The sequence below is a fragment of the Pseudomonas sp. 8 R 14 genome (genome assembly GCF_900005955.1).
Lineage (GTDB): Bacteria > Pseudomonadota > Gammaproteobacteria > Pseudomonadales > Pseudomonadaceae > Aquipseudomonas > Aquipseudomonas marginalis.
Genome location: NZ_CVTH01000075.1, coordinates 153,826 through 178,270 on the forward strand (window position 1 = coordinate 153,826; position 24,445 = coordinate 178,270).

Consider the following 24,445-nt stretch of genomic DNA (forward strand, 5'->3'; position numbering starts at 1 on the left):
CATGAGCCTGGCCCTTTCCCAACCGCCGATGCGCTGGTTTTCCAACCTGCTGTACCGCAAGCCCAACCTGTACCTGGCGATGCTGCTGGTTCCGCCGCTGATCTGGTTCGGCGCGATCTACCTGGGTTCGTTGCTGACCCTGCTATGGCAAGGCTTCTATACCTTTGACGACTTCACCATGGCGGTCACCCCGGACCTGACCCTGGCCAACTTCGCCGCGCTGTTCCAGCCGTCGAACTTCGACATCATCCTGCGCACCCTGGGCATGGCGATCGTGGTGTCGATCGCCAGCGCCATCGTCGCCTTCCCGATCGCCTACTACATGGCGCGCTACACCACGGGCAAGACCAAGGCGTTCTTCTATATCGCGGTGATGATGCCGATGTGGGCCAGCTACATCGTCAAGGCGTATGCCTGGACGTTGCTGCTGGCCAAAGGTGGAGTGGCGCAGTGGTTCGTGCAGCACCTGGGCCTGGAACCGGTATTGCAGTTCGTGCTGGGCATTCCCGGCGTGGGCGGCAGCACCTTGAGCACCTCGCACCTGGGGCGTTTCATGGTGTTCGTCTATATCTGGCTGCCCTTTATGATCCTGCCGATCCAGGCGTCCCTGGAGCGCTTGCCGCCGTCGCTGCTGCAAGCCTCCGCCGACCTCGGCGCCAAGCCGCGCCAGACCTTCATGCAGGTGATCCTGCCACTGTCGGTGCCGGGGATTGCCGCCGGTTCGATCTTCACGTTTTCGCTGACCCTGGGCGATTTCATCGTGCCGCAACTGGTGGGTCCGCCGGGTTACTTCGTCGGCGGAATGGTCTACGCCCAGCAAGGCGCCATCGGCAATATGCCCATGGCGGCGGCGTTCACCCTGGTACCGATCGTGCTGATCGCGGTTTACCTGTCCATCGTCAAACGCCTGGGGGCCTTCGATGCACTCTGAGAAATCATCATTAGGCTTGAAGATCGCAGCCTGGGGCGGGTTGGTATTCCTGCACTTCCCGATCCTGATCATCTTCCTCTACGCCTTCAACACCGAAGAAGCCGCGTTCAGCTTTCCGCCCCAGGGCTTTACCCTGAAGTGGTTCAGCGTGGCCTTCGCCCGGCCGGATGTGCTGGAAGCGATCAAGCTGTCGTTGCAGATCGCCGCCATCGCCACCCTGATTGCCATGGTGCTGGGCACCCTGGCCTCGGCGGCGCTGTATCGCCGCGAGTTCTTTGGCAAGCAAGGCGTGTCGCTGATGTTGATCCTGCCGATTGCGCTGCCGGGGATCATCACCGGTATTGCACTGCTGGCGACGTTCAAGACATTAGGCATCGAGCCGGGGATGTTCACCATCATCGTCGGCCACGCGACGTTCTGCGTGGTGATCGTCTACAACAACGTCATTGCCCGCCTGCGCCGTACGTCCCACAGCCTGATCGAAGCCTCGATGGACCTGGGCGCCGACGGCTGGCAGACCTTCCGCTACATCATCATGCCCAACCTCGGCTCGGCGCTGCTGGCCGGCGGCATGCTGGCGTTTGCGCTGTCGTTCGACGAAATCATCGTCACCACTTTCACCGCCGGCCACGAGCGTACGTTGCCGCTGTGGTTGCTCAACCAATTGAGCCGGCCACGGGATGTGCCGGTGACCAATGTGGTCGCGATGCTGGTGATGCTGGTGACGATGTTCCCGATCCTGGGCGCCTATTACCTGACCCGCGGCGGTGAAAGCGTGGCCGGGAGTGGTGGTAAATAATTTTTTATTGAAGACACCGAGCCCTCTCCCACATTCAGAGCCGGTTTATTCAGTGACATAACGATCGCTTTTTGGAGGACTGAACCATGCAAACCAAACTCTTGATCAACGGCCACCTCGTCGAAGGCGAAGGCCCGGCGCAAGCGGTGTTCAACCCGGCATTGGGCCGCGTGCTGGTGGAAATCAAAGAAGCCAGCGAAGCCCAGGTCGACGCCGCCGTACGCGCCGCCGATGCGGCCTTCGAAGGCTGGTCGCAAACCGCGCCCAAGGATCGCTCGCTGTTGCTGCTGAAACTGGCCGACGTGATCGAAGCCCACGGCGAAGAACTGGCCAAGCTGGAATCCGACAACTGCGGCAAGCCCTACAGCGCCGCGCTGAACGACGAGATCCCGGCGATTGCCGACGTGTTCCGCTTCTTCGCTGGCGCCAGCCGTTGCATGAGCGGTTCGGCCGGCGGTGAATACTTGCCCGGCCACACCTCGATGATCCGTCGCGACCCGGTGGGCGTGATCGCGTCCATCGCGCCGTGGAACTACCCACTGATGATGGTCGCCTGGAAAATCGCACCGGCCCTGGCCGCGGGCAATACCGTGGTGCTCAAGCCGTCGGAGCAAACCCCGCTGACCGCGTTGCGGATGGTCGAGTTGGCGTCGGAGATTTTCCCGGCCGGAGTACTCAACCTGGTGTTCGGCCGTGGGCCTACCGTGGGCAGTCCGCTGGTGAACCACCCGAAAGTGCGCATGGTGTCGCTGACCGGTTCCATCGCCACCGGTGCGAATATCATCTCCAGCACCGCCGACAGCGTGAAGCGCATGCATATGGAGCTGGGCGGCAAGGCGCCTGTGATCATCTTCAACGATGCGGATATCGATGCAGCGGTGGAAGGCATTCGTACCTTTGGCTTCTACAATGCCGGCCAGGACTGCACCGCAGCGTGCCGGATTTATGCGCAGGCGGACATCTACGACGCCTTTGTGGAGAAGCTCGGCGCGGCGGTCGCCAGCATCAAATACGGCTTACAGGATGACCCGGCCACTGAGCTGGGCCCGTTGATCACCGCGCAACACCGCGACCGGGTTGCCGGGGTTGTCGAACGCGCCGTGGCGCAGCCGCATATCCGCCTGGTCACCGGTGGCAAGGCGGTGGAAGGCAATGGTTTCTTCTTTGAGCCGACCGTGCTCGCCGATGCGCAACAGGACGATGAAATCGTGCGCCGCGAGGTGTTCGGGCCGGTGGTGTCGGTAACCAAATTCACCGATGAGGCGCAGGTACTGGGCTGGGCCAATGATTCGGACTACGGGTTGGCGTCGTCGGTATGGACCGCCGACGTAGGACGCGCCCACCGCCTGGCCGCGCGTTTGCAGTACGGCTGCACCTGGGTAAACACCCATTTCATGCTCGTCAGCGAAATGCCTCACGGTGGTCAGAAACTGTCGGGGTATGGCAAGGATATGTCCATGTATGGCTTGGAGGACTACACCACGGTTCGGCATGTGATGTTCAAGCACTGATCGCCCAAGTGCCGTAACGCTTTATTGTAGGAGCGAGCTTGCTCGCGAAGAACGCAAGAGCACCGCGGTTAATCAGAATGTCCGCGTTATCGTTGACGTTCTTCGCGAGCAAGCTCGCTCCTACATTTGGATCTTCATAATTCGTGGGTAATGTGTTCACTCACAGCGTCGGAAATGTCTTGTCGCATTTGCAATGCAATCACCCCGCCATCAATCAATTTTCCTACGTCATCGAACCGCTTAAGCTATCCGGCGTCTGTTTAATGTCCGTTGTGTTTGGCCGAAGGCATGTCCGAACCGTAATTTCTGATCCAGCACGTGCCAGGAACGGCGCGGGATTTGCTCACGACAGGTTGTCTCTATGCACCGCAGGAATTTGCTCAAAGCCTCCATGGCCATTGCGGCCTACACCGGTTTATCGGCCAGCGGCCTGCTTGCCGCGCAGGCCTGGGCCGGGAACCGTGCCGCCGATGGCAAGGCCGTGGCGTTCGATTTTGAAACGCTCAAGGCCCAAGCCAAACAACTCGCCGGAACCGCGTATAAAGACACCAAACAGGTGCTGCCGCCCACCCTGGCGACCATGACCCCGCAGAATTTCAACGCCATCGGCTACGACGGCAACCATTCGCTGTGGAAGGAATTGAACGGCCAACTCGACGTGCAGTTCTTCCACGTAGGCATGGGCTTCAAGACGCCGGTGCGCATGCACAGCGTCGACCCCAAGACCCGTGAAGCCCGGGAAGTGCATTTCCGCCCCTCACTGTTCAATTATGAAAAAACCACCGTCGACACTAAACAGCTGACCGGCGACCTGGGTTTCTCCGGCTTCAAGTTGTTCAAGGCGCCGGAACTGGATCGCCATGACGTGCTGTCGTTTCTCGGCGCCAGCTACTTCCGTGCGGTGGATTCCACCGGCCAGTACGGCCTTTCCGCACGCGGACTGGCGATTGATACCTACGCGAAGAAACGCGAGGAGTTCCCCGACTTCACGCAGTTCTGGTTCGAGACCCCGGACAAGAACGCGACCCGCTTTGTGGTCTACGCCCTGCTCGACTCGCCGAGCGCCACCGGCGCCTATCGCTTCGATATCGACTGCCAGGCCAACCAAGTGGTGATGGCCATCGACGCCAACATCAATGCCCGCACCGCCATCGAACAGTTGGGCATCGCCGCCATGACCAGCATGTTCAGTTGCGGCACCCACGAACGCCGCATGTGCGACACCATCCACCCACAGATCCACGATTCGGACCGCCTGGCGATGTGGCGGGGTAATGGCGAGTGGATTTGCCGCCCGTTGAATAACCCGGCCAAGCTGCAGTTCAATGCGTTCGCCGACACCGACCCGAAAGGTTTCGGCCTGGTGCAGACCGACCATGAGTTCGCCAGCTACCAGGACACCGTCGACTGGTACAGCAAGCGTCCAAGCCTGTGGGTCGAACCGACCACCGCCTGGGGCGAAGGCTCGATCGACCTGTTGGAAATCCCCACCACCGGTGAGACCCTGGACAACATCGTGGCCTTCTGGACCCCGAAAAAGCCGGTGGCGGCCGGCGACTCACTCAACTATGGCTACAAGCTGTACTGGAGCGCCCTGCCCCCGGTCAGCACGCCGCTGGCGCAAGTCGACGCGACCCGTTCCGGCATGGGCGGTTTTACCGAAGGTTGGGCACCGGGCGAGCACTACCCGCCAGTGTGGGCGCGCCGCTTTGCCGTGGACTTCAAGGGCGGCGGCCTGGACCGTTTGCCGGCCGGCACCGGGATCGAGCCGGTGGTGACCTGCTCCCACGGCGAAGTGAAAGACTTCAGCGTGCTGGTGCTCGACAACATCAAGGGCTACCGCATCCTGTTCGACTGGTACCCGACCAGCGACAGCGTGGAGCCGGTGGAACTGCGGCTGTTTATTCGCACCCAGGACCGCACCCTGAGTGAAACCTGGTTGTATCAGTACTTCCCGCCGGCACCGGAGCAGCGCAAGTACACCTGATCCAGATCGTTCCCACGCTCGCGTGGGAACGATCCTCGCGCACAGCATCAGAACCGCGACACACTCTTCATCGCTCCAATCAGATACCGCATCGCCACCTGATCGCTTTCGGTCAGGGCGCGATACTGCGCCAGTAATTCGGCTTCGTCCGAACTCAACCTGCGGCCACGCAAGGACACCCTGCGGGTAAAAAAAGACACCACCGCACCCGCTACACCATAGGACTTGGCCATGGACTGTTTCTCCTGATATCGATCAAAAACTCCTGTGCCCACAAACCGTTTCCCGGGGAGCGCAATGCCTCGCTGTACAAACAGACTGACTCCCTGGGCCAGAAATCAGTCGTACCCTAAGCGTAGAAACAATCTCGTTACGTGTGGGATTTTTTTAGAGCATTCACTTAAAAAATCACTTCGGTAACAAATACCTACAACCCCATCCCACAGCAGCAGGCAAAAAAAACCCACCGGTTCAAGGTGGGTTTCGAGGGCGCCGACGCAGGATCAATCCCTCAAGTCAGACTCATGAATCGGTTGGTCCCGATGGGTCGCTCGTTGGTACTGAGCCGGCCAAATGGCCTTGCGCCCACCCAGATCATCATCGGCATGCAACGGCCAGTAAGGGTCACGCAGCAGTTCACGCGCCAGGAAGATGATGTCGGCCTGGCAGGTACGCAGGATGTGCTCGGCCTGGGCCGGCTCGGTGATCATGCCGACGGTGCCGGTGGCGATGCCCGATTCCTTGCGTACACGCTCGGCAAAGCGCGTCTGGTAACCGGGGCCGGTGGGGATTTCGGCGTTGGCGGCAGTGCCACCGGAAGACACGTCGATCAGGTCCACGCCCAGGTCTTTGAGACGGCGCGCGAGCTCCACGGTTTCATCAGGGTTCCAGCCGTCTTCCACCCAGTCGGTGGCCGACACCCGCACGAACAGCGGCAGCTCCTGGGGCCAGGCTTCGCGCACCGCCTGGGTCACTTGCAGCACCAGGCGGATACGGTTCTCGAAGGAGCCGCCGTACCGGTCCTGACGCTGGTTGCTGATGGGCGAGAGGAATTGATGCAGCAGGTAACCATGGGCGGCGTGGATTTCCACCACTTCAAAACCGGCGGTCAGGGCGCGCCTGGCGGCGGCGACAAAGTCGGCGATCACTTGCTGGATCTGCGCCTCATCCAAAGGCTTGGGTTGGGTGTGCTGCGGGTCAAAGGCAATCGGCGACGGCCCCACCGGCACCCAGCCACCGTCTTGCGGCTTGACGCTGCCGTGCTTGCCGATCCATGGCCGGTGGGTGCTGGCCTTGCGCCCGGCATGGGCCAGCTGGATGCCCGCCACCGCGCCCTGGGCGGCGATAAACCGTGTGATGCGCCGCAGGGGTTCGATCTGTTCGTCGTTCCACAGGCCCAGGTCTTCGGCCGTGATGCGGCCATCGGCGGTTACGGCGGTAGCTTCGGTGAATATCAGCCCGGCGCCACCGACCGCGCGGCTGCCGAGGTGGACGAGGTGCCAGTCGTTGGCCAGGCCATCGACACTTGAGTACTGACACATCGGCGACACGGCGATGCGGTTGAGCAGGGTCAATTGGCGCAGGGTATAGGGTTCGAGCAGCTGACTCATGGCGCACCTCTTCTTGGCTTTTGGGCACTTTTGTAGGAACGAGCTTGCTCGCGAAGGCCTCATAGGCGCCGCGTTTATCCAGGATTAACGCGTTACCGTGACGTTTTTCGCGGGCAAGGACCAGGCGTCCCCCCCGCTCCTACACAACAGTGCTTAGAGCCTAGTCGACAACCGTGGATTGCACAGGGTTCAGACGTAAAGCGGGAGCCGATTGCCGGCTCCCGTACCGCGCAGGCTTACATTTCGACCTGGGTGCCCAATTCGATCACTCGGTTGACCGGGAGCTTGAAGAACCGCAGGTTGCCGTTGGCGTTCTTGAGCATGAATGCAAACAACGCTTCGCGCCAACGGGCCATGCCCTTGATGCGGGAGGCGATGACGGTTTCACGGCTGAGGAAGTACGTGGTGCGCATCGGACTGAAATCCAGGCCGTCCAAATGGCACAGCTTCAAGGCTTCGGGGACATCCGGCTCATCGGTAAAGCCGAAGTGCAGGATCACGCGAAAGAACCCTTCGCCGTAGGAATCCACCTCGAAGCGCCGTGAGGCCGGGACACGCGGGATGTCTTCGTAGACCACTGTCAGCAACACCACCTGTTCATGCAGCACCTGGTTATGCAACAGGTTGTGCAACAGCGCATGGGGCACGGCGTCCGGGCGCGCGGTAAGGAACACCGCCGTGCCCTGCACGCGATGCGGCGGCTGCACGCGGATGCTGCTGATGAAGATCGGCAACGGCAGGCCACCTTCGTCGAGGCGGTCCACCAGCAATTGCTTGCCGCGCTTCCAGGTGGTCATCAGCACGAACAGCACAATCCCCGCCAATACCGGGAAGGCGCCACCCTGGATGATCTTCGGCACGTTGGCCGCGAAGTACAGCCCGTCCACCAACAGGCAGCAGACCAGGACCGGTACGGCCAGAATCGGTGGCCATTTCCACAGCAACAGCATGACTGCCGACACCAGGATGGTGGTCATCAGCATGGTCCCCGTCACCGCCACGCCGTAGGCCGACGCCAGTGCGTTGGAGGACTCGAAACCCAGCACCAGCAGGATCACGCCGACCATCAGCGACCAGTTCACCGCACCGATATAGATCTGGCCCTGTTCGGCGCTTGAGGTGTGCTGGATATGCATACGCGGGATATAACCCAACTGGATCGCCTGGCGCGTCAACGAAAACGCACCGGAAATCACCGCCTGGGACGCAATCACCGTGGCCAGGGTGGACAACACCACCAGCGGGATCAGCGCCCAACTTGGCGCCAGCAGGTAGAACGGGTTGCGTGCGGCTTCCGGGTCGCCCAGCAGCATGGCGCCCTGGCCGAAATAATTGAGCACCAACGCCGGCAACACCAGGATGAACCAGGCGCGGGCGATGGGTTTGCGGCCGAAGTGGCCCATGTCGGCATACAGCGCCTCGGCACCGGTCAACGCCAGCACTACCGCACCGAGGATCGCCACGCCAATGCCAGGGTGGGCCTCGAAGAAACGCACGCCCCACATCGGGTTCAGGGCATTGAGCACTTCAGGGTGCAGGGTAATGCCATACACACCGAGGCCACCCAGCACCAGGAACCAGGTCACCATCACCGGCCCGAACAGCTTGCCGATGCGGTCGGTACCGTGCTTCTGGATCAGGAACAGCGCCACCAGCACCACCAGGGCGATCGGCACCACCCATTTTTCCAGGCCGTCGAACGCCAGCTCCAGGCCTTCAATGGCCGACAGCACCGAAATCGCCGGGGTAATCATGCTGTCGCCATAGAACAGCGCAGCACCGCACAGGCCGCACACCACGAGGAAACTGCGTAACTTCTTGCGCTCCCCCGCCGCCCTTCGCGCCAACGCGGTCAGGGCCATGATGCCGCCTTCGCCCTGGTTATCGGCGCGCAGCACGAACAGCATGTACTTGATCGACACCACCCAGATCAACGACCAGAAGATCAGCGCCAGGATCCCCAGCACACCGTCATGGTTGACCTGCACCCCATAACCGCCGTTGAACACCTCTTTGAGGGTATAGAGCGGGCTGGTCCCGATATCGCCGTAAACCACCCCGACCGCTGCCACCAGCATGCCGATCGGCTTTGCGTTGGAATGCTCGGCACCTGCTGCCTGACTACTTGCCTGACCCATCAACCACTCCTGCCCTTTGACCTGAGGTCTCTTATAAACAGCGCGTCTAAGCTGACCCTAGCATGCGCTGTTTTACTTCTCGTAACAGACGTTTTATTGACCCAAGGGTTTTCCCCGTGCGCAACGGCGCGAAGCATAGCGCAGCAGTCGTCGTATTTCCCTGCATAAAGCTGGAGTCTTTTTGCCTGCATTGACGTCATTTAGTTCCCACGCTAGGTTTTTCGCTTTTTACGGACTTCGCGATTTCCGACGCATGGGTTGCATAGCGGCGTGCTGGGAACAAAAAGCGTTTGATCAAATTTGATGGGCTGTCTCATACTCTGGCTGTAGCCACAACGTAGCTACAACTTTGAGAGGGAGTCATGATATGCCTGCATTACTGAAGACTACTGACGTGCGATGCCGCATCGATGAGGATTTGAAGGAGCGTGCCACTGCTGTGCTCAATGCCTGTGGGCTTAGCCTCAGTGACGCCATGCGTCTTTTCCTCCGCCAGGTCGTGACAACACAGGGAATACCGTTTGAGGTGCGGGTTCCTTCGCAGAAAACCGCTCGTGCCATGGCACAAGCGCATGCGATACGTCGCCAGTTTGACTCGATCGACGACATGCTAAGGGACACTGATGGCGAAAGAGGAGAAGAAACAAAAGCGCGCTGACCTGCCAAAACAATGCGCGCAGACGCCTGAGTTTAAAAAGTCTGGGAACGCTACAAACGTGCCGGGCGTCGGGATATGAATGAGGTCCGGGTGGTGATGGTGATGCTTTTTTTAGGCGAACAACTACCCGCCGAGTATCGAGACCATGCGCTTACCGGGAATTGGGACGGTTTCAGAGAGTGCCACATCGGCGGTGATTTTCTGATGATTTATGAACAATCGCGGGCTGACCTGACCACCTTTGTGGACTTGGGGAGTCACGCGGAATTGTTCGCGTAGTGATTGGCGAATCGAATGACGCAGCACTCGTCGCATTTCCCTGCATAAAGCTGGTCAAGTGCGTTGCCCGTCGCTAGAATTGCGCACTTTTTGATCAGAGGCGCGGCAAGCGCCCGTCCGCAGCCCTGTCGTGCCCGACTGGCGGCGTCATTCAATACCGAGGTTAGACATGTCCACCACCATCGCAAAAGCCAACCCCAAGGTTGGCTTTGTTTCCCTGGGTTGCCCGAAGGCGCTCGTCGATTCCGAACGCATCCTCACGCAACTGCGCATGGAAGGCTATGACGTGGTGTCCACTTACCAGGACGCCGATGTGGTGGTGGTCAACACCTGCGGCTTTATCGACTCGGCCAAGGCAGAGTCCCTGGAAGTGATCGGCGAAGCCATCAAGGAAAACGGCAAGGTCATCGTGACCGGCTGCATGGGTGTGGAAGAAGGCAATATCCGCAACGTGCACCCCAGCGTACTGGCCGTGACCGGCCCGCAGCAGTACGAGCAAGTGGTCAATGCCGTGCACGACGTAGTGCCGCCGCGCCAGGATCACAACCCGCTGATCGACCTGGTACCGCCCCAAGGCATCAAGCTGACCCCGCGTCACTATGCGTACCTGAAGATTTCCGAAGGCTGCAACCACAGCTGCAGCTTCTGCATCATCCCGTCGATGCGCGGCAAGCTGGTCAGCCGTCCGGTGGGTGACGTACTCGACGAGGCCCAGCGCCTGGTCAAATCCGGCGTCAAGGAGCTGCTGGTGATCTCCCAGGACACCAGCGCCTACGGCGTCGACGTGAAATACCGCACCGGCTTCTGGAACGGCGCGCCGGTGAAAACCCGCATGACCGAACTCTGCGAAGCCCTCAGCAGCCTGGGCGTGTGGGTGCGCCTGCACTACGTCTACCCGTACCCGCACGTGGACGAGCTGATCCCGTTGATGGCCGCCGGCAAGATCCTGCCGTACCTGGACATCCCGTTCCAGCACGCCAGCCCGAAAGTGCTCAAGGCCATGAAACGCCCAGCCTTCGAAGACAAGACCCTGGCGCGCATCAAGAACTGGCGCGAGATCTGCCCCGAGCTGATCATCCGTTCGACCTTCATCGTCGGCTTCCCCGGCGAAACCGAAGAAGACTTCCAGTACCTGCTGGACTGGCTGACCGACGCGCAACTGGACCGTGTGGGTTGCTTCCAGTACTCGCCCGTGGAAGGTGCCCCGGCCAACCTGCTGGACCTGGCCGTGGTCCCGGATGACGTCAAGCAGGACCGTTGGGAGCGCTTCATGGCGCACCAACAGGCAATCAGCTCGGCGCGCCTGCAACTGCGTATCGGCAAGGAAATCGAAGTGCTGATCGACGAAGTCGACGAGCAAGGCGCAGTCGGCCGTTGCTTCTTCGATGCACCGGAAATCGACGGTAACGTGTTTATCGACGATGCCAGCGGCTTGAAGCCGGGTGACAAGGTCTGGTGCACCGTGACCGACGCTGATGAGTACGATCTGTGGGCTGAAAAGCGCGACTGATCGAAAAAACTTGAAAAGCCCTGCTTCTGGACAAGATGCGGGGCTTTTTTAGGTCTATCTTTTGCCCATCAGCGCCAATCATCGCAAGGGGCAGCGGGCATGCGTCAGCATTCGGTTATCCACACACCTAAAGCCAGCGACTACGCGGAGTTGGCGCGCATCTGGGAGGCCTCGGTGCGGGCCACCCATGATTTTTTGCCGGACAGTTACATCATATTGCTGAAAAACCTGCTGCTGACCCGCTACCTGGATTCGGTGATGCTGATCTGCACCAAAGACGCACGCCAGCGTATTACCGGGTTTGCCGGGGTGGCGTGCGGTAAGGTGGAGATGCTGTTTATCGACCCGCAATACCGCGGGCAAGGCCTCGGCCGGCAGTTGCTGCGTTATGCAATCGAGCGCATGAACGCCGACGAACTCGACGTTAACGAGCAGAATCCCCAAGCCTTGGGGTTCTATTTCAAGCAGGGTTTCGAAGTGGTCGGACGCACCGAGCATGACGGCCTGGGCCAGCCCTATCCGTTGCTGCACCTGCGCCTGCGCCAGCAACAACAAAACGCCCGTCAGGGCTAAATGAAATGGGGCCGGGATTAACCGCGCCCACACAGGTACAATAGCCGCCCCCTTTTGTTACGGCCCTTGTCATGACTGACCCCATACGCCTCTCCAAACGCCTTATCGAACTGGTCGGTTGCTCCCGTCGGGAGGCTGAGCTGTTTATCGAAGGCGGCTGGGTCTCGGTGGACGGTGAAGTGATCGACGAGCCGCAATTCAAGATCACCACCCAGAAGGTCGAACTGGACCCGGAGGCCAAGGCCACTGCGCCAGAGCCGGTGACCATCCTGTTCCACGCCCCGGTTGGTGTCGATGCCGAGACGGCAATGGCCTCGATCAGCGCCGAAACCCTCTCGGAGGAACACCGCTTCAGCAAGCGTCCGCTCAAGGGCCACTTCCTGCGCCTGACCGCCAGCGCCGACCTGCAGGCCAAGGCCAGCGGCCTGCTGGTGTTTACCCAGGACTGGAAGATCCTGCGCAAGTTGACCGCCGATGCCGCCAAGATCGAGCAGGAATACGTGGTGGAGGTTGAAGGCGACATGGTTGCCCACGGCCTCAACCGCCTGAACCACGGCCTGACCTACAAAGGCAAAGAGCTGCCAGCCGTAAAAGCCAGCTGGCAGAACGAAAATCGCCTGCGATTTGCGATGAAAAACCCGCAACCAGGCGTGATCGCCCTGTTCTGCGAAGCCGTTGGCCTGAAAGTCGTGGCTATCCGCCGCATTCGCATCGGCGGCGTGTCCATCGGCAAAGTGCCGGTTGGCCAATGGCGTTATCTGTCCGGCAAAGAAAAGTTCTAAACAGCCTCCCCCTTTCCAGGCACCGCCCCACCCGGCGGCGCCCACCGTTGAAAACCAGGATTGCCCACCATGATTCACAACGACGTACTGCGCAGCGTGCGCTACATGCTCGACATCAGCGACAACAAGATGGTCGAGCTTATCAAGCTCGGCGGCATGGACGTGACCAAGGAAGACCTGCTGACCTACCTCAAGAAAGACGAGGAAGAAGGCTTTGTGTTCTGTCCGGATGAGGTCATGGCCCACTTCCTCGATGGCCTGGTGATCTTCAAGCGCGGCAAGGACGAAAGCCGTCCGCCGCAGCCGATCGAAACCCCGGTGACCAACAACATCATCCTCAAGAAACTGCGTGTGGCCTTCGAACTGAAGGAGGACGACATGCACGCCATCCTCAAGGCTGCCGAATTCCCGGTGTCCAAGCCTGAGCTGAGCGCGCTGTTCCGCAAGTTCGGCCACACCAACTACCGCACCTGTGGCGACCAGTTGCTGCGTAACTTCCTCAAGGGCCTGACGCTGCGCGTCAGAGCTTAAGAACAGCCATAAGCTTCAAGCTGCAAGTTAAAAGCTTGTGGCTTGCGGCTTGCAACTTGAGGCTCCAGTCATGGCCTACCAGGTCTCGCCCGTCGGTTTCGTACGCTCCTGCTTCAAGGAGAAGTTCGCCATTCCGCGCCAACCGCAACTGGCGCCTGCCGCGCGGGGCGTGCTGGAGTTGGTGGCGCCGTTCGACCAGGGCGAGGCGGTACAGGGCCTGGAGCAGGTCAGCCATGTGTGGCTGTTGTTTCTGTTCCACCAGGCCCTGGAGGACAAGCCCCGCCTGAAAGTGCGCCCGCCCCGCCTGGGCGGCAACACGTCCATGGGCGTGTTTGCGACCCGCGCGACTCATCGGCCCAACGGGATTGGCCAGTCAGTGGTCAAGCTGGACAAGGTGGAGCCAGGCCGGCTGTGGATCTCCGGGATCGATTTGCTCGATGGCACCCCGGTATTGGATATCAAGCCGTATGTGCCCTACGCCGACATCATCGACACAGCCACCAACAGCATCGCCAGTGGTGCGCCGCAGCTGATTCCCGTGCAGTGGCTGAAGAGCGCACTGCAGCAGGCACAAGGCCACGCCCAGCGCCTTGGGGAACCGTTGGTGGAGTTGATCGACCAGTGTCTGGCACAGGATCCACGGCCGGCATACCAGACGCCAGGGCCTGAACGCGAATACGGGGCGCAGTTCTGGGATGTGGATGTGCGCTGGCACTATCCAGAGGCCGGGATGATTTGTGTGTTGGAAGTGGTGCCAGCGGGATAAACCGGAAACCCAATGTGGGAGGGGGCTTGCTCCCGATGGTGGTGGATCAGTCAACGTGTATATCGACTGACCCATCGCCATCGGAGCAAGCCCCCTCCCACATTTTTTACCGCAGTTATTTCTCGACGAACGCGCGCTCGATCAAGTAATCACCCGGCTCACGCATGCGTGGCGAAACTTTCAGGCCGAAGCTGTTCAGCACTTCGCTGGTCTCGTCCAACATGCTTGGGCTGCCGCACAACATGGCGCGGTCGTCCTCGGGGTTGATCGGTGGCAGGCCGATGTCGCTGAACAGCTTGCCGCTGCGCATCAGGTCGGTCAGGCGGCCTTCGTTTTCGAACGGCTCGCGGGTCACGGTCGGGTAGTAGATCAGCTTCTCACGCAGGGCCTCGCCGAAGAATTCGTTCTGCGGCAGGTGCTCGGTGATGAATTCGCGGTAAGCGACTTCGTTGACGTAGCGCACGCCGTGGCACAGGATCACTTTTTCAAAGCGCTCGTAGGTTTCCGGGTCCTGGATCACGCTCATGAACGGAGCAAGGCCAGTACCGGTGCTGAGCAGGTAGAGGTGTTTGCCCGGCTTCAAATCGTCAAGCACCAGGGTGCCTGTCGGTTTTTTGCTGATGATGATCTCGTCGCCTTCCTTCAAGTGCTGCAATTGGGAAGTCAGCGGGCCATCCGGCACCTTGATGCTGAAGAACTCCAGATGCTCTTCCCAGTTCGGGCTGGCAATGGAGTAAGCGCGCATGAGCGGGCGGCCGTTGGGCTGTTGCAGGCCGATCATCACGAACTGACCGTTCTCGAAGCGCAGGCCCGGATCGCGGGTGCACTTGAAGCTGAACAGAGTGTCGTTCCAGTGATGAACACTGAGGACACGCTCGTGGTTCATGTTGCTCATGTACGGGGGACTCCTGGAAATGGGTCTGCGCCAAAGATGAAGTGCGCAATTGCACAGCATTCTAATGGCGGCGACAATATCTGTTAACTGGATTATTAAGATAAGGGTTATCGGTTATATCGATATGCGATTTACTCTCCGTCAACTGCAAGTCTTCGTCGCCGTCGCCCAGCAGGAAAGCGTCTCTCGCGCTGCTGGCCTTCTGGCCTTATCTCAATCCGCCGCCAGCACCTCGATTACCGAGCTGGAGCGCCAATCCAGCTGCCAATTATTCGACCGTGCCGGCAAGCGCCTGAGTCTCAACGCCTTGGGCCATCAGCTGTTGCCTCAAGCGGTGGCGCTGTTGGACCAGGCCAAGGAGATCGAAGACCTGCTCAACGGTAAGTCCGGCTTCGGCTCCCTGGCGGTCGGCGCTACCCTGACCATTGGCAATTACCTGGCCACCCTGCTGATCGGCAGCTTCATGCAGCAGCACCCCGAAAGCCAGGTGAAGCTGCATGTGCAGAACACTGCCAATATCGTGCACCAGGTTGCGCACTACGAAATTGACCTGGGTCTAATCGAAGGCGACTGCAGCCACCCGGATATCGAGGTGCAAACCTGGGTGGAAGATGAGCTGGTGGTGTTTTGCGCGCCTCAGCACCACTTGGCCAAACGCGGCGTGGCCACCCTGGAAGAGTTGACCCATGAGGCCTGGATCCTGCGGGAACAAGGCTCCGGCACGCGCCTGACCTTTGACCAGGCCATGCGCCATCACCGCAGCGCGCTGAATATCCGCCTGGAGCTGGAGCACACCGAGGCGATCAAACGGGCGGTGGAATCGGGTTTGGGCATTGGGTGTATTTCTCGGCTGGCGCTGCGCGATGCATTTCGCCGTGGCAGCCTGGTGCCGGTAGAAACCCCGGACCTGGACCTGGCCCGGCAGTTCTACTTCATCTGGCATAAACAGAAATACCAGACCTCCGCCATGCGCGAGTTCCTGGAGCTGTGCCGCGCCTTCACTGCCGGGGTTCAGCGCAGCGACGAGATCGTGCTGCCGAGCATTGCCTGATCGTCAGGTCAGAATCACGGCCCACACCAGGGTGATCATGGTCAGTGCCACAAATTGCGCGGCGCTGCCCATGTCCTTGGCGTTTTTCGACAGGGGGTGGCGGTCGAGGGAAATACGGTCGATCGCCGCTTCTACCGCCGAATTGAGCAATTCAACGATCAAGGCCAACAGGCACACCGCAATCAGCAGCGCGCGCTCAACACGGCTGACGTGCAGGAAAAAACTCAGCGGGATCAGGATGACGTTCAACAAGACCAGTTGACGGAACGCCGCCTCACCGGTGAAAGCCGCGCGCAGGCCATCCAGGGAATAGCCCCCTGCATTGAAGATACGTTTGAGACCGGTTTGACCCTTGAAAGGCGACATAGACGTAGGCAACTGAACCAAAGGAGTGGGGAAACTAGATCACGCAAAGTCAAAAAAGCGTGAATCGGTAACAACTTAATGCTGAGCAATTGACTCAAGTTGTTGCAAGAGCAGCGCCGCCTGGGTCCGCGTACGCACCCCCAATTTGCGAAAGATTGCCGTGACATGAGCCTTGATGGTCGCTTCCGACACACTCAGCTCATAGGCGATCTGCTTGTTCAGCAAACCTTCGCAGACCATGGTCAGCACTCGAAACTGCTGGGGTGTCAGGCTGGCCAAGCCATCACGGGCGGCCTTGGCTTCGTCGGACACGTTGATGTGTTCAAACGCTTGCGGCGGCCAGGACACATCACCGTCCAACACTGCGCGCACGGCCTTCTGAATATCTTCCATCGCGCTGGACTTTGGAATGAAGCCGCTGGCGCCAAACTCCTTGGAACGCACCACCACGTCGGCATCTTCCTGGGCAGAGACCATCACCACGGGGATCTGCGGGTATTGCCCACGCAGGAGCACCAGCCCCGAAAAACCGTAGGCGCCGGGCATGTTCAGGTCGAGCAGCACCAGGTCCCAATCGGATTTTTCGGTAAGGCGGGCTTCCAGCTCGGCAATGCTGGCCACTTCAACCAGGCGCACGTCCGGGCCAAGGCCCAGGGTCACGGCCTGATGGAGCGCACTGCGAAACAGCGGGTGGTCATCGGCTATCAGGATTTCGTATGTGGCCATTGATTAAATGATCCTGTTTTTTATGGCAGCCCCGATGGGTTCGGGGTTCACCAATACACAAGGCGACGGCCAGGCAGCCATCGCCACAGGGTACGTTCAACGTCAAAAGCACTTGGAACGACGTCGAAAACTCACGGTTGCACCCCAATCGGCGCTCAGCATGCCCAGCGCAGCCTGGGGGGTCAAGCACTACGCCCATGGGCATTTTAGCGGCATGCAGGTTTACGGTGCCATCATGCAAACGTCGTCTGGCTATAGCGTGGCTATATAGGGTGCAAGACGAGTATGGACGCTGTCGGTCGGGTCCAATGGCAGCTGGAACTTGGCGGCCAGGTAATGGGTGCTGAATACGTCGAGGTAGGCGTCCAGCACTTCGCTGGCAGCGGTGTCATCGGCCAGTTCCAGGCACAGGGCGGCGACTTCGGCGGTGCAGAAATGGTCATCACGCTTGGAGCGGCGCAGTTTGTAGCGCGAAAGCTGCTCAGGCGCCAGGCTCAATACCGGCAGATACTCCAGATAGGGACTCTTGCGGAACATCTTGCGCGCTTCGCTCCAGGTGCCATCCAGCAGGATGAACAGCGGGCGCCTGCCTTCTGCCACCGTCACGGTACTGACGACACGCTCGGGCGCCACGAATTCGCCGGGGAACACGATGTAGGGCTGCCACTGCGGGTCAGCTAGCAGGGTGAGCAAATCCGGGTCGACTTCGGTGCGCGACCAGGCGAATGCCGTGGTGTCCTCGACCACGTCGGCGATCAGCCAGCCGGTGTTGCTGGGTTTCATCGGTTCGACATCGTGCATCAGCAGGCACATGGCGGACCTGGCCGCGACCTGGGGGCGCCAGGCGCACAGGCAATACTCGGGGATGACCCGGCAGCCGGGGCAGCGTTCAGCACGTGAGCCTCGATTGACGAAGGGCTTGATCGCGCGTGCCAGGCGCTGTGTGCGCAGGCGGGAGACGGCATGGCTCATCGGATGCGCCGTACAGAGGGGTAGATCGACACGGAGAAAACTCGTGGAAGGCTGAAGTGACCGCAGTTTACCAGCGATACGCCTGGCTGTAGTGGCAAGGGGTCACCTATAATTGCGCGCCACTGAACGCACAGCGCAGTGGCTGGTCTATGCACCAGTAACCGAATCAGGAGAGTTTCATGCTGCGTTCCATGCTGCGTCTTGCCGCCCCATCCATCGCACTTGCGCTGGTACTGCCCGTGGGCGCCCAGGCGGCCTCGCTGCTGGAGGCCCAAATGAACCGGAAGCTGCAAAGCGTCGCGACTGAAAGCAACAAGGACCTGCCGCGGGAAATCGACGAAAAAACCCTGGAAGTGGCCTACACCGTTGAGGGCATGCAACTGATTGATCACCTCAGCGTATTGCCTGATCGCGCCGAACAGATGCGCGCCAACCCCAAGGCGGTGTACTTCCAGCTGGGGCAAAGCGTGTGCCTGAACAAAGGTTATCGCGAGCTGATGGCCAAGGGCGCAGTGATGCGCTATGAAATCACCGAGAACAAGACCAATCGTCCTGTGGCATCGGTGAAATTCGTGGAAGCGGATTGCCCGGCACCGGCTGCCGCCAAGAAGAAAAAGTAATCTTCGCTTGCCCTTCGCGCGCTGCTGTCCAGTAGCGCGCACTCCCCTGCTTCATTTCCCTGCAGGCGGCTAAACTCCCTGCTGAGTGACCAATAAGCGGTTGCCAGCCAAGGGTTTTTCGGCCCATGATCAAGTCATCCCGACCGCCCGTTCATCACGGCTTCCACGCCGTTCTGTAACATTTCCAGGGCAAAAGAGGGTTGCCCTCCTGTGACGTGCAGTGCAAAGGTTTTTTAAATCACAAGGAATATACAGAGCCCGTTTGCTGCCTGGCGAACACGTGCAATGCCTTGGTATGCAGCGACACATGCAGTGTCGTGGCCCCCGGACGAATCTCTCGCCGTTGGCCCAGCCTCTGTGAAGAAGGAGAAGTTGAATGCCTTACGAACCGAATGACCGCCTGCTCCGGCATTTTGAAGAAAACGGGGCCGACCTTACGCAACAGGTTGAAGCTCAGCTCCAGCAGATCGCCCCCAACAGCCCGAATATCCCCCTGTATCGCGACATGATCCTGACCGTGCTGCGCATGGCCCAGGACGACCGCAACCGCTGGAACGCCAAGATCACCTTGCAAGCCATTCGCGAACTGGACCACGCCTTCCGCGTACTCGAACAGTTCAAGGGGCGCCGCAAGGTCACGGTGTTCGGCTCGGCACGCACCCCGGTGGAAAGCCCACTGTACGCCTTGGCCCGCGAGGTGGGTGCCGCACTGGCCCGTTCGGACCTGATGGTAATCACCGGTGGTGGCGGCGGCATCATGGCGGCGGCCCACGAAGGGGCAGGCCTGGAGCACAGCCTGGGGTTCAATATCACCCTGCCGTTTGAACAGCATGCCAACCCGACCATCGATGGCACCGAGAACCTGCTGTCCTTCCACTTCTTCTTTACCCGCAAGCTGTTCTTCGTCAAGGAAGCCGATGCGCTGGTGTTGTGCCCGGGTGGTTTCGGCACCCTGGATGAAGCCCTGGAAGTATTGACCCTGATCCAGACCGGCAAAAGCCCGCTGGTGCCGGTAGTGTTGCTGGATGCGCCCGGTGGCGGTTTCTGGCAAGGCGCCCTGGACTTTATCCGTAGCCAGCTGGAAGCCAATCGCTACATCCTGCCCACCGACCTCAAGCTGGTACGCCTGGTGTACAGCGCTGAAGAGGCAGTGGAAGAGATCAATCAGTTCTATGCCAACTTCCATTCCACGCGCTGGTTGAAACGTGAGTTTGTGGTGCGCATGAATCACCCGCTCAGCGATCGAGCGCTGGCTCATTTGCAGAGTGAATTTGCCAGCCTGCGGTTGAGCGGAGAATTCCAGCAGCTTGCCTATACCGGTGAGGAGCATGATGAGCCGAAGTTCAGCCATTTGACGCGGTTGGTGTTCAACTTCAATGGCCGCGACCAGGGCCGGTTACGGGAGCTGGTGGATTACATCAACTTGCCGGAGAACTGGGCGCAGGCTCAGGGGAAGACGCAACAGCGGGTAGCGCCGCAGCCGGCGTGAAATCCAGAAACGCAGGATCCAGAAACGCAAAAAGGCCCGCTATTTTCATAGCGGGCCTTTTTTGGGGACTTCAGGTTTGGTGTTTCAGGTTTAGATCGAAGGTGAGGCTATTGGGGCTGCTTCGCAGCCCAGCGCGGGGCAAGCCCGCTCACCACAAGCAAGCCCGCTCGCCATAACAAGCCCATTCACCACACAACAAGGCCGTTCACCGCACAACAAGGTGTTCAGTCATCCATGTCTCGGCCACTTAATAAGCGGCTGATCATTTCCATCGAAAAACCGCGATAACTCAAGAAGCGTCCCTGCTTGGCGCGTTCCCTGGCATCAATGGGGAGATGACCCGAGAATTTGCGGCGCCAGGTGTCCTCCAACTGCGCCTGCCAACTGATACCGCACTCACGCAAGGCAAGGTCGATATCGGCGCGCTGTAAACCGCGCTGGCTCAGCTCTTCGCGAATACGCGCCGGGCCATAGCCGGACCGGGCTCGGTAGGAGACAAAACTTTCGAGATAACGGGATTCCGAAAGCAGCCCCTCTTCCGTCAATCGGTCAAGGGCGGTTTCGATCATCTCAGGTTCCGCACCGCGCTGACGCAGTTTACGCGTCAGCTCGACTCGACCATGCTCGCGGCGAGCGAGCAGGTCCATTGCGGTGCGCCGAACAGCGACAAGTGTATCCAGTACAACGGTCATCGTTTATTTCAGATGTCAGTGTCGGCTTCTTCTACTTCTTCAACCGGCTCGCGGTTGGCGGCAGCTTTCACGTCTGGTGTTGGGGTCAGCAGTTTGTCGCGGATCTGCTTCTCAAGCGTGGCAGCGATGTCCGGGTTGTCCGCCAGGAACTTGGCCGAGTTGGCCTTGCCCTGACCGATCTTGCTGCCATTGTAGGCATACCAGGCACCGGACTTTTCGACGAAGCCGTGCAGCACGCCCAGGTCGATCATCTCGCCGTTCAGGTAGATACCCTTGCCGTAGAGAATCTGGAATTCAGCCTGGCGGAAAGGCGGAGCCACTTTGTTTTTCACGACCTTGACGCGGGTTTCGCTACCCACAACCTCGTCACCCTCTTTCACCGCGCCGGTACGGCGGATGTCCAGGCGGACCGACGCGTAGAACTTCAGCGCGTTACCACCGGTGGTGGTTTCCGGGCTGCCAAACATCACGCCGATCTTCATGCGGATCTGGTTGATGAAGATCACCAGGCAGTTGGCGTTCTTGATGTTACCGGTGATTTTACGCAGCGCCTGGGACATCAGGCGGGCTTGCAGGCCCACATGCATGTCGCCCATTTCGCCTTCGATTTCAGCCTTGGGTACCAGGGCTGCCACGGAGTCGACCACGATCACGTCGATGGCGTTGGAGCGCACCAGCATGTCGGTGATTTCCAGGGCTTGCTCACCGGTGTCCGGCTGGGACACCAGCAGGTCATCAACGTTGACGCCCAGCTTGCCGGCGTATTCAGGATCCAGGGCGTGCTCGGCGTCGACGAACGCGCAGGTGGCGCCCATTTTTTGCGCCTGGGCAATCACCGACAGGGTCAGGGTGGTTTTACCGGAAGATTCAGGACCGTAGATTTCAACGATACGACCTTTTGGCAGGCCGCCAATGCCGAGCGCGATGTCCAGACCCAGAGAGCCAGTGGAAATAGCCGGGATCGCCTGACGGTCGTGATCGCCCATACGCATTACGGCACCCTTGCCGAATTGACGTTCGATCTGACCCAGGGCCGCAGCCAAGGCTTTCTTCTTGTTGTCGTCCATTAAAGTCCTCACGTAATCAATAAGGCCTGACGGCCAACACCTGTATAAGTAGACAGTATTGTTCCACAAAGATCGGAGATCGCCTACCCCTGATTTTCTATTTCTGCTGCAGCTCGTCGCAACAAGCCCTCCAGCGCGGCCTTCACCGTTTGTCGGCGGACCTCATCGCGGTTGCCGGAGAAGTGCGCAAGCTCGGCCGTGACCTCCTCGCCAACGCCAAAGGCCAGCCACACGGTGCCCACCGGCTTGTCCACCGAACCACCATCGGGCCCCGCCACACCGCTGACCGCCACGGCAAAGCGCGCCAGGCTTTTCTCCTGGGCGCCGCGCACCATGGCCTCCACCACTTCCTGGCTGACCGCCCCAACCTTTGGAAACAAGGTTTCCGGCACATTCAACTGCCGGGTCTTCTGCCTATTGGAATAGGTGACATACCCCGCCTCGAACCAGGCCGAACTCCCCGGGATCCGCGTAATGGCCTCGGCGATACCGCCACCGGTACAGGATTCGGCCGTGGTGACGTGGGCATTGAGCATCTGCAGGCGGCGGCCCAGGTCAGCGGCAAGTTGAGTGATTTCCTTCACGACGGTCTCCAGAAGTGGGCGGGGGTTTGCCTACCCTACAGGAGCAAATCGCTCATGCAAGCGACAGACTGGAACAAGAGATTAGCGGGCGACAGCGTGCACATACGCCTGGCAAGCGCGCAAGGCGATCAGTCCTTGGTCGCCGGCATCGGTGATGCCGATAATTCGCTGAGCATGCGCCGGGTCAAGTCGGGCTCGTGCGGCTGCATGAACCAGGCCGCCGGTGGTGGTGGTACTTGGCACTGCGCAGCCATCGGCGGCTTCGGTGGCGTCGAGAAGGACTGACAACCGCACATCAGCAGTGGCCAGACGGTCGCGCAGAGCAGCCTGGTTACGTTGGGCATCGCTCAACTCCCGAGCATGGTGTTGGTCGCTGGCACTGAGCTGTTGCTCCAGGGCCAGCCGTTTGTCCTGTTCAGCCTGTTGTTGATGCAAGACCGCCTGGCTTTGCTGGCTGAGCGCCTGTGCATGGACAGAAGCCTGGCGCTCAAGCTGTACCCCCAAGCGCCAGGCCTGGACCTGCCAGGTCACCGCCACCAACAGGCAAGCACCGATCAGTTGGTAGGCCCCTAGGAAACGCATAACACCGCCTTCGCCCGCGCCCACAGCCGCAAGCGATCCTCCAGCCCATTCAGCCCGCCATTGATACGCCGTGTAATGGTGGTGAACTGGTCCTTGTCGGCCAGCTCATTCAGGCCATTGACCTGCCAGAACCAGGCGGCCGACTCAGCCGCCCCTTGCGGTTGCTCCAGCAACATCGGCTCCCGTAAAAGACGATCATCACCAAACAGCGCCTGGCTGCATGCCAGGTAATTGCGCCGACCGGTGATCTGGATCAGTCCTCGGCCACGGTACAACTGGCCATCGCCATCCGCTTCGGGGCTATTGCCCAGGCGCGCGGCCAGGCTGCCGGTGTCGTATTTGCTCAGGTAGTAATCGCTGCCCAGTTCACGGACGTAACGCAGTTCGGCGGATTCGTGGCCAATCTGGGCGAGGAAGGCGGCGATGCGCTTCGCACAGTTGATCTCGAAACGAACGAAAGCCGCATTCAAGGGCATTAAAAAAACGCCGGCTCTAAGGCGGGCATCCGGCATAACGTCAAGCAGCTGGGGCAGTGTTATCACCATTGGTTTTACTCTCGAAAAGTAGCTATATCGACAACCCACCGGCCGTGATCGAACTGCGGTATCCCGTCGCCGGGTCGCCGACATGAACCACCTGCTTTATCGACCATCGCCCCCGCATATAGGACGGCCAGCTTTCATCCAGCACTAACAGGCCTTCCGCGGCCAACAATGGATTGCCCGGGCAATCGATCAGCAACTTCAAATTTTCACGCCCCACACGACGCAGTTCACCTTCGGCAACGGCGCGGGCTTCGGCTTCGTTCTGGTAGCGTTGGCGCAAGGTTTTGAACGGTGCATTCCCCACCTGGACGACGCGCTGCTTGCCGGCGGAGACATCCCACCAACTGGCACGGCAGCCTTGGTATTTCGAGCGGGATTTTTCGTCGAGCTTGGCGGTGATAAAGCCTTGTTCACCGGGGCGGGGTTTACACCGGTGATCTGGATACTCGGGGCGAGGGTGACTTGCACGTTATCCGTGCGCGCCGCATTGAGTTCCTTGCTCACCGCATTGGGTGCAGGCAGGCGATCCGTTGAGCCGAACAGTTTGTCACCGAGCCAACTGCCTGCCTCGCTGCCGAGCAAACCACCGATTGCGCCACCGACAGCGGTGCTGAGGCCTGAGCCGACGGCGTTTACGCCACCGCTGCGTACGCCTTGAACCACATTGACTTGAAGAGAAATTTCTCAGCCATAACAGACCACCGAGCAGAACAGTGCCGGTACCGCCAAGCCACGCGAACGTGTGCCTGGCCCCAGGTCGTTAGGATCCATCGCCACTCCA

Annotated in this window: 26 protein-coding genes and 2 pseudogenes; 14 read left to right on the top strand and 14 right to left on the bottom strand. The window is 60.0% G+C overall.

What is annotated here, in order from left to right; genetic code table 11:
* The first annotated feature begins 1 nt into the window (after position 1).
* The 4 genes from BFQ01_RS19265 (at position 2) to BFQ01_RS19280 (ending at position 5,228) form a co-directional block, all read left to right on the top strand.
* Positions 2-931: an ABC transporter permease gene (locus BFQ01_RS19265; RefSeq protein WP_065926498.1), complete on the top strand. Its 930-nt coding sequence runs from the start codon at positions 2-4 to the stop codon at positions 929-931.
* Positions 921-1,730, top strand: a complete 810-nt coding sequence (locus BFQ01_RS19270; protein WP_025856826.1) for an ABC transporter permease — start codon at positions 921-923, stop codon at positions 1,728-1,730. Before BFQ01_RS19265 ends, BFQ01_RS19270 begins: the two co-directional genes overlap by 11 nt.
* Positions 1,731-1,816: 86 nt before the next feature.
* Positions 1,817-3,241 carry a gamma-aminobutyraldehyde dehydrogenase gene (locus BFQ01_RS19275; RefSeq protein ID WP_065926499.1) on the top strand — a complete coding sequence of 475 codons (1,425 nt, stop codon included), beginning with the start codon at positions 1,817-1,819 and terminating at the stop codon, positions 3,239-3,241.
* A 361-nt stretch (positions 3,242-3,602) separates the two neighbouring features.
* Positions 3,603-5,228 (top strand): glucan biosynthesis protein D, encoded by a 1,626-nt coding sequence (locus tag BFQ01_RS19280; RefSeq protein ID WP_065926500.1) that lies wholly within the window; start codon positions 3,603-3,605, stop codon positions 5,226-5,228.
* A gap of 47 nt (positions 5,229-5,275) precedes the next feature.
* Here the strand turns inward: BFQ01_RS19280 and BFQ01_RS19285 are convergent, their stop codons facing one another.
* The 3 genes from BFQ01_RS19285 to BFQ01_RS19295 form a co-directional block, all read right to left on the bottom strand.
* A complete protein-coding gene (locus BFQ01_RS19285; protein WP_065926501.1) occupies positions 5,276-5,461 on the bottom strand; it encodes a hypothetical protein in 186 nt (61 codons plus the stop codon).
* Positions 5,462-5,731: 270 nt separating this feature from the next.
* Complete coding sequence (locus BFQ01_RS19290) at positions 5,732-6,838, bottom strand: NADH:flavin oxidoreductase/NADH oxidase (protein WP_065926502.1); 1,107 nt, start codon at positions 6,836-6,838, stop codon at positions 5,732-5,734.
* Between the two features lie 236 nt (positions 6,839-7,074).
* Positions 7,075-8,976 carry a potassium transporter Kup gene (locus tag BFQ01_RS19295; protein ID WP_027604535.1) on the bottom strand — a complete coding sequence of 634 codons (1,902 nt, stop codon included), beginning with the start codon at positions 8,974-8,976 and terminating at the stop codon, positions 7,075-7,077.
* Positions 8,977-9,343: 367 nt separating this feature from the next.
* On the opposite strand from BFQ01_RS19295, the gene BFQ01_RS19300 reads away from it, so the two are divergent.
* From BFQ01_RS19300 to tsaA, 7 genes are all read left to right on the top strand, one after another.
* A complete protein-coding gene (locus BFQ01_RS19300) occupies positions 9,344-9,634 on the top strand; it encodes a type II toxin-antitoxin system RelB/DinJ family antitoxin (protein ID WP_065926503.1) in 291 nt (96 codons plus the stop codon).
* A 75-nt stretch (positions 9,635-9,709) separates the two neighbouring features.
* On the top strand, positions 9,710-9,913 hold the full coding sequence (locus BFQ01_RS32600; protein WP_065926504.1) for a type II toxin-antitoxin system YafQ family toxin: 204 nt from the start codon (positions 9,710-9,712) through the stop codon (positions 9,911-9,913).
* A 169-nt stretch (positions 9,914-10,082) separates the two neighbouring features.
* On the top strand, positions 10,083-11,423 hold the full coding sequence (rimO, locus tag BFQ01_RS19310) for a 30S ribosomal protein S12 methylthiotransferase RimO (protein ID WP_065926505.1): 1,341 nt from the start codon (positions 10,083-10,085) through the stop codon (positions 11,421-11,423).
* 99 nt (positions 11,424-11,522) lie between these two features.
* Positions 11,523-11,996, top strand: coding sequence for a GNAT family N-acetyltransferase (locus BFQ01_RS19315; RefSeq protein ID WP_065926506.1), 474 nt, complete (start codon positions 11,523-11,525; stop codon positions 11,994-11,996).
* A gap of 71 nt (positions 11,997-12,067) precedes the next feature.
* The gene (locus BFQ01_RS19320; RefSeq protein ID WP_027604539.1) at positions 12,068-12,778 is read left to right on the top strand and encodes an rRNA pseudouridine synthase; all 711 of its coding nucleotides are present in this window, start codon (positions 12,068-12,070) and stop codon (positions 12,776-12,778) included.
* Positions 12,779-12,847: 69 nt separating this feature from the next.
* Positions 12,848-13,309, top strand: a complete 462-nt coding sequence (locus BFQ01_RS19325; RefSeq protein ID WP_065926507.1) for a DUF1456 family protein — start codon at positions 12,848-12,850, stop codon at positions 13,307-13,309.
* A gap of 70 nt (positions 13,310-13,379) precedes the next feature.
* Positions 13,380-14,075 carry a tRNA (N6-threonylcarbamoyladenosine(37)-N6)-methyltransferase TrmO gene (tsaA, locus tag BFQ01_RS19330; protein WP_065926508.1) on the top strand — a complete coding sequence of 232 codons (696 nt, stop codon included), beginning with the start codon at positions 13,380-13,382 and terminating at the stop codon, positions 14,073-14,075.
* Between the two features lie 115 nt (positions 14,076-14,190).
* On the opposite strand, the gene fpr is transcribed toward tsaA, so the two are convergent.
* Entirely contained in the window at positions 14,191-14,970 is a 780-nt protein-coding gene (gene fpr, locus BFQ01_RS19335; protein ID WP_003172178.1) for a ferredoxin-NADP reductase, read from the bottom strand.
* Between the two features lie 124 nt (positions 14,971-15,094).
* Here fpr and BFQ01_RS19340 point away from each other — a divergent pair, with 124 nt between their 5' ends.
* Positions 15,095-16,021, top strand: a complete 927-nt coding sequence (locus BFQ01_RS19340; protein ID WP_027604543.1) for a LysR family transcriptional regulator — start codon at positions 15,095-15,097, stop codon at positions 16,019-16,021.
* Positions 16,022-16,024: 3 nt separating this feature from the next.
* Here the strand turns inward: BFQ01_RS19340 and BFQ01_RS19345 are convergent, their stop codons facing one another.
* The 3 genes from BFQ01_RS19345 to BFQ01_RS19360 all read right to left on the bottom strand — a co-directional run bounded on the left by BFQ01_RS19345 (position 16,025) and on the right by BFQ01_RS19360 (position 18,085).
* Complete coding sequence (locus BFQ01_RS19345; RefSeq protein WP_065926509.1) at positions 16,025-16,387, bottom strand: diacylglycerol kinase; 363 nt, start codon at positions 16,385-16,387, stop codon at positions 16,025-16,027.
* A gap of 75 nt (positions 16,388-16,462) precedes the next feature.
* A complete protein-coding gene (erdR, locus tag BFQ01_RS19350) occupies positions 16,463-17,113 on the bottom strand; it encodes a response regulator transcription factor ErdR (RefSeq protein WP_065926510.1) in 651 nt (216 codons plus the stop codon).
* A gap of 252 nt (positions 17,114-17,365) precedes the next feature.
* Positions 17,366-18,085, bottom strand: coding sequence for a tRNA-uridine aminocarboxypropyltransferase (locus tag BFQ01_RS19360; RefSeq protein ID WP_065926512.1), 720 nt, complete (start codon positions 18,083-18,085; stop codon positions 17,366-17,368).
* 179 nt (positions 18,086-18,264) lie between these two features.
* Here BFQ01_RS19360 and BFQ01_RS19365 point away from each other — a divergent pair, with 179 nt between their 5' ends.
* Together BFQ01_RS19365 and BFQ01_RS19370 are read left to right on the top strand one after the other, a co-directional pair.
* Complete coding sequence (locus BFQ01_RS19365; protein ID WP_027604548.1) at positions 18,265-18,705, top strand: PA3611 family quorum-sensing-regulated virulence factor; 441 nt, start codon at positions 18,265-18,267, stop codon at positions 18,703-18,705.
* A gap of 376 nt (positions 18,706-19,081) precedes the next feature.
* Positions 19,082-20,194, top strand: coding sequence for an LOG family protein (locus BFQ01_RS19370; protein WP_065926513.1), 1,113 nt, complete (start codon positions 19,082-19,084; stop codon positions 20,192-20,194).
* A gap of 224 nt (positions 20,195-20,418) precedes the next feature.
* On the opposite strand, the gene recX is transcribed toward BFQ01_RS19370, so the two are convergent.
* The 7 genes and pseudogenes from recX to BFQ01_RS31745 form a co-directional block, all read right to left on the bottom strand.
* On the bottom strand, positions 20,419-20,886 hold the full coding sequence (recX, locus tag BFQ01_RS19375) for a recombination regulator RecX (RefSeq protein WP_012722522.1): 468 nt from the start codon (positions 20,884-20,886) through the stop codon (positions 20,419-20,421).
* 8 nt (positions 20,887-20,894) lie between these two features.
* Positions 20,895-21,953: a recombinase RecA gene (gene recA / locus BFQ01_RS19380; RefSeq protein WP_065926514.1), complete on the bottom strand. Its 1,059-nt coding sequence runs from the start codon at positions 21,951-21,953 to the stop codon at positions 20,895-20,897.
* Positions 21,954-22,036: 83 nt separating this feature from the next.
* Positions 22,037-22,537 (bottom strand): CinA family protein, encoded by a 501-nt coding sequence (locus tag BFQ01_RS19385; protein ID WP_065926515.1) that lies wholly within the window; start codon positions 22,535-22,537, stop codon positions 22,037-22,039.
* A gap of 81 nt (positions 22,538-22,618) precedes the next feature.
* Positions 22,619-23,119: a lysis system i-spanin subunit Rz gene (locus BFQ01_RS19390; protein ID WP_065926516.1), complete on the bottom strand. Its 501-nt coding sequence runs from the start codon at positions 23,117-23,119 to the stop codon at positions 22,619-22,621.
* Positions 23,107-23,664 carry a glycoside hydrolase family 19 protein gene (locus tag BFQ01_RS19395; protein WP_065926517.1) on the bottom strand — a complete coding sequence of 186 codons (558 nt, stop codon included), beginning with the start codon at positions 23,662-23,664 and terminating at the stop codon, positions 23,107-23,109. The genes BFQ01_RS19390 and BFQ01_RS19395 overlap by 13 nt, the downstream gene beginning before the upstream one ends.
* A gap of 22 nt (positions 23,665-23,686) precedes the next feature.
* Positions 23,687-24,085: pseudogene (locus BFQ01_RS19400) on the bottom strand (phage late control D family protein); the annotation flags it as partial.
* Between the two features lie 231 nt (positions 24,086-24,316).
* A pseudogene (locus tag BFQ01_RS31745) lies at positions 24,317-24,435 on the bottom strand (chemotaxis protein); the annotation flags it as partial.
* Positions 24,436-24,445: the final 10 nt, after the last annotated feature.